At 66.9% G+C, this 1059-nt stretch carries 1 protein-coding gene; it reads left to right on the forward strand.

What is annotated here, in order from left to right; genetic code table 11:
- Window positions 1-1059: VanZ family protein (locus GVY43_RS15690; RefSeq protein WP_159563796.1), on the forward strand; the 1059-nt coding region annotated here is incomplete at both ends.

The raw sequence follows: 1059 nt of genomic DNA on the forward strand, positions 1-1059 counted from the left end.
ATCGCGCTCGCTATCGGCTTCGCGCTCAGCGTCGCCGCACTCGTGCCATGGATCGCACGCGAGTACCGGACGCACGGCCAACTTCGGTTCCGCCGCTCCCTCGTCGCGTTCGGCGCGCTTGTCTACGCTCTCGCATTGCTGACGTACACACTGTTGCCCCTGCCCGCGGACGTCTCGACGATGTGCCAGGCATCAGCCGGGCCCCAGCTGCGTCCCTTCTCCTTCCTCGCCGATATCGCCAAGGAAGGGGGCATCAGCGGCCCGCGCTCCCTTGTCTCGAACCCGGCGGCCGCGCAAGTGATCTTCAACGTGCTGCTGTTCCTACCGCTGGGTGCGTTCGCCAAGCACGCCCTCGCCCGACACCGACTCCTCATGGGGCTCCTCGCGGGCTTCGGTGCTGGGCTGGTCGTGTCGCTGCTCATCGAGACCACGCAGCTCACCGGCGACTGGTTCCTCTACCCGTGCTCGTATCGCCTGTTCGACTTCGACGACCTCTTCGCGAACACCGCCGGCGCTCTGCTCGGCACACTCCTCGCGCCGCTCGTCGGACTCCTCGCTGGAGCCAGCAGCTCGAGCACCGACGACGCTGAAGCGCCGCGACCGGTAACAGCAGCTCGCAGGTTCTCGGGCATCCTGTCCGACGTCCTGGCTATCTGGTTCGTGTCAGCTGCCATCAGCCTTGGAACGGCGCTGGCCTGGACAGCCGCCGGGCGGAACCCACAGTCACCGCAGCTCACCGCACTCGTCGACGTGTCCGCGCTCGTTGCGCCTCTTCTGCAACTCGTCGTCGTCCTCCTGTCCGGCCGCACGTTGGGCGAGCACGTCGTGCGTCTGAGGCCACGGCCTGTCCCGAACGTCGGGAAGCGGTTGGCGCGCTGGGCACTCGGATCCGGCGGGTGGGCCACATTGCTCGCACTCGGCTTCCCGTTTTCCGGGTTCCTCGCGTTCTGCCTCGCGATCGCCTCGATCATTGCTGTGTGGAAGACGAGAGCTCACCGCGGCCTCGCGCTTGCGTTGACCGGAATCGAAATCGAAGACGAGCGGGTTGCGGTATCGCCG

This window comes from Exiguobacterium sp. 8H, assembly GCF_902506255.1.
Classification (GTDB): Bacteria; Bacillota; Bacilli; order Exiguobacteriales; family Exiguobacteriaceae; genus Exiguobacterium; species Exiguobacterium profundum.